This is a genomic window from Vibrio ouci (genome assembly GCF_004551525.1).
GTDB classification, from domain to species: Bacteria; Pseudomonadota; Gammaproteobacteria; order Enterobacterales; family Vibrionaceae; genus Vibrio; species Vibrio ouci.
Window position 1 is genome coordinate 1 of record NZ_SATR01000104.1, and the last position, 3,350, is coordinate 3,350.

Genomic DNA, 3,350 nt, shown 5'->3' on the forward strand with positions numbered 1-3,350 from the left:
AGTAAATCATGTATTTGTGGTAAAACATAACAATAAATTTAAGAGTGATTCGCAACGCTTGGCGCCGTCACTTCAAGTCAGTTTAGTGTTTATGGCACAATGGTTTAGCTAAGGGTTAGCGTTGTTCACACCTTAATTTGGCGTTATGCGCCAAAGATTGGATTTACATCCATGCTCTTATGCAAGATTCTGATAATCTGGATGTTTTGGCTGCCAATTTGTTGATAAAAAATAACATGGCTCCCTTGTGGAAATTTTCGGTAGCCATCTCTGATTTCATCACAAGTTTTGCCGATGTCAGGGTTTTCAGCGAGTAGCCAAAATGATTCATCGAATTGTTTAAGGTAAACATTTCGTTGCTCGCGACCCCATCTGCGAGAGGTAAACAAGGCAATATCTTTTAAATCAGACTTTGCCTTGTTGGTAAGTTGAAATGGTTTCATTTTCTCTCTTCGCTATCTAATTCACTGATAAACGAATCGAGGTCATAGTCAGCCATGCCGCTTTCTTCACCTTCAACGAGCAGTTGTCGTAAAGTGTTCATTTTCGTTTCTTGTGTTTCGAGTAAACGCAGGGCTGAACGAATCACTTCGCTTGCTGAGCCATAGCGTCCACTTTGAATTTGGTTACTAATGAAACCATCAAAGTGCTCGCCGAGAGTGATGCTAGTATTTTTAGCCATTGTAATCTCCTAATACCAAATAGTACCTAATTATGGTATTGAATGGAGGTGTTCGCAAGTGGCGCATAACAATAAATTTAAGCAGATTCGTAACGCTCGGCATTTTTGCTTTGAATCAGCTTCAGTGTTTACGGCACAATGGTTTAGGTAGTTGGTAGCGTTACTCACTACTTAATTTGGCGTTATGTTTACATGAAATTCAAAGGCTTAAAGGTCTTAGGCTCTAGTTCTTTGTCCCTCTGGCAATTCGCCCCTAGTAGACTCAGCAAATCCGCATTGTCGGCCTAATTTCTTGAATTTCTCAACCCGTAAAACATGTCAATGTTCGTGGGTTGCTTCATTGTCAGGTCGTGGCGGTCGGTTTCAGGTTTAACTGGCTCAAAGGCGCTTTTAGGTTCTTAGTCAATTAGCATTTCGACTTGGCAGTAGTCTCGGCAATTTGTCATTGTCTTGCGCTTTTGTTGGAAAGAAAGGGCGCTTGTTGTTACTTGGTCGGGTTGCCTCATTGGGCAGGGAAGTGGAATTGCTCGTTTCTGGTTGGTTGCCCTTGGTGGTCAAGTTAGTTTTTGCCTAGTGGGACGGTTCAGAGTAACAGTCAGAAATAGCAGTTCTTTATCAAGTAAATCATGTGGTTGTAGATAAACATAACAAAGCATTCAAGAGGGATTCTCAACGCTTGGCATTTTTCACTCTAGGTCAGGTTTAGTGTTTTATGGCACAATGTTTTAGTTGGGTGGTCGCGTTGTTCACCCCTTAATGCGGCGTTAGTACGGGTTTGACATCAAAGGTCATAAGTTTTGGTGTTTATCTGTTTTGGCGCTCGTCTTTACACCTTTCAGTTTGTACCTTTCACGTTCTTTCCGGTGGCACTATATGCGGAGTGTTCGCTTTGATTTCACCGTTTACGGTTTCTAACTTTTAGCCTATTTCTTTATAGCTTCTTCTTTTTCGTGGTTTTTACTAAGTCAAAATTGTCTTTCTTTGGTGTTGCTGTTGAAGTGCGAGGAACGAATCCTTTTCTAATTTAAAGTCAGTAAAAGTAGGTGAGTTCAGTACGTTTTTCTTCTAGCGAACTTTCGTCTCTCTATCGATTTTAAGTTTTGTAGCTGCCCGTCTCACTTTAGTGTTCAAAGCCTTTCATATCATGCTACTTTTCAATATCTTGGAGCGCACAAATAGAAGTAGCGCATGTACTAACAAATTGCTTAAGAGTGATTCGTAACGCGTGGCATTTTTACTTTGCGGTGGCTTATGGTGATTAAGGCGCTGTGCGGTAGCTTTTGTATTGCGTTACTCACACCTTAGCAAGGCGTTATGTTTATAGAGGAAAAAATGAAGATAAAGAAGTTGATAATATCTGGATTAGTAGTGTTCTTAAGTGCTTGTAATAGCACTGGTAGTAGTTCTGGAAATGGCAACGCTGTGCTAGACAATACTAAAGCTTATACATATGAAAGCGTAAAAGTGCCTAGCCCCAAAGAGGCAACTCCGTATGACTATGTATATTATGCAGCTAAGCAAGCAGATAAAATGAAGTTTAGAAAGTTCGCGTTGATTCAGGAATATACTAAAGATAAAGATGGCATCTTTAGGCCAAATAAAATAACAGCTTTTATGTTCAATGGCGACGAAGACTTCGACGAAATTAAACGATACGAGAAGCCGTATAGGAAATTGAAATTGTTTGGCGTTTTTGAAACCGAAGAATACAAAGACAAGCGCTTTACTCCAGTAGGCTATGTCCCCGGAGCAGCATAAACATAACAATAAATTTAAGAGTGATTCACAACGCTCGGCACTTTCACTTCAAGCCGGTTTAGTGTTTATGGCACAATGCTTTAGCTAAGGTGTCAGCGTTGTTCACACCTTAATTTGGCGTTATGTTTATTCGGAGGTAATATGGAAAACGAGTTTGACTGGGTATCTTTATTGGGTCTTCCTCAATTAGCAATCTTTATCTCAATCCTCAGTTTAAGCCTGTCTTTATTCTTAGCTTTTCGTGATGCGACTCGATTTGCAGTAGTAACTCGATATCTAGAGAGCTTTGAAAATATGTCGGATGCAGTTTATCTGAAAATAGTGAATACAGGCAGACGCCCAATAACTTTAGACCGGATCGACTTTAAGTTTAGTGATAGTTCGACTCAATCTATAAAACTTAATACTCACACTATGCGTAGAGCTGACCCTTTTGATAGCTCGATCGCACAACCAATAACGTTGTCTGAAAGTCAATTCTTCGAGTTCACGTTGGACTCTAGAACTCATGACTTTAGCAATTATGATTTTTCCAAGTTAGTAGAAGTTAAAACTCTGATATCAAGAGGTAAAGGAGTATCCCTAAGAACTCTTACAAAGTCGTTGAGAAGCAAAGGGAATAATTTGAACGTTTAAGCATAAACATAACAAGCAATTTAAGAGGGATTCACAACGCTTGGCACTTTTGCTTCTACTTCAGTTTTAGTGTTTATGGCACAATGCTTTAGCTCTGGGTGGAGGCGTTGTTCACCCCTTAATTGGGCGTTAGTACGGGTTTGACATCAAAGGTCATAAGTTTTGGTGTTTATCTGTTTTGGCGCTCGTTTTTACACCTTTCAGTTTGTACCTTTCACGTTCTTTCCGGTGGCACTATATGCGGAGTGTTCGCTTTGATTTCACTGTTTACGGC

The 3,350-nt window shown here is 40.1% G+C and carries 4 protein-coding genes; 2 read left to right on the forward strand and 2 right to left on the reverse strand.

The window, feature by feature from the left end; all coding sequences use genetic code 11:
• Positions 1-143: 143 nt before the first annotated feature.
• Both ELS82_RS23700 and ELS82_RS23705 read right to left on the reverse strand, forming a co-directional pair.
• A complete protein-coding gene (locus ELS82_RS23700) occupies positions 144-443 on the reverse strand; it encodes a type II toxin-antitoxin system RelE/ParE family toxin (protein ID WP_134837614.1) in 300 nt (99 codons plus the stop codon).
• Positions 440-682 (reverse strand): type II toxin-antitoxin system ParD family antitoxin, encoded by a 243-nt coding sequence (locus tag ELS82_RS23705; protein WP_038176344.1) that lies wholly within the window; start codon positions 680-682, stop codon positions 440-442. The genes ELS82_RS23700 and ELS82_RS23705 overlap by 4 nt, the downstream gene beginning before the upstream one ends.
• A 1,332-nt stretch (positions 683-2,014) precedes the next feature.
• On the opposite strand from ELS82_RS23705, the gene ELS82_RS23720 reads away from it, so the two are divergent.
• Together ELS82_RS23720 and ELS82_RS23725 are read left to right on the forward strand one after the other, a co-directional pair.
• Positions 2,015-2,440 carry a hypothetical protein gene (locus tag ELS82_RS23720; RefSeq protein WP_134837615.1) on the forward strand — a complete coding sequence of 142 codons (426 nt, stop codon included), beginning with the start codon at positions 2,015-2,017 and terminating at the stop codon, positions 2,438-2,440.
• A 141-nt stretch (positions 2,441-2,581) separates the two neighbouring features.
• On the forward strand, positions 2,582-3,076 hold the full coding sequence (locus ELS82_RS23725; RefSeq protein WP_134837616.1) for a hypothetical protein: 495 nt from the start codon (positions 2,582-2,584) through the stop codon (positions 3,074-3,076).
• Positions 3,077-3,350: the final 274 nt, after the last annotated feature.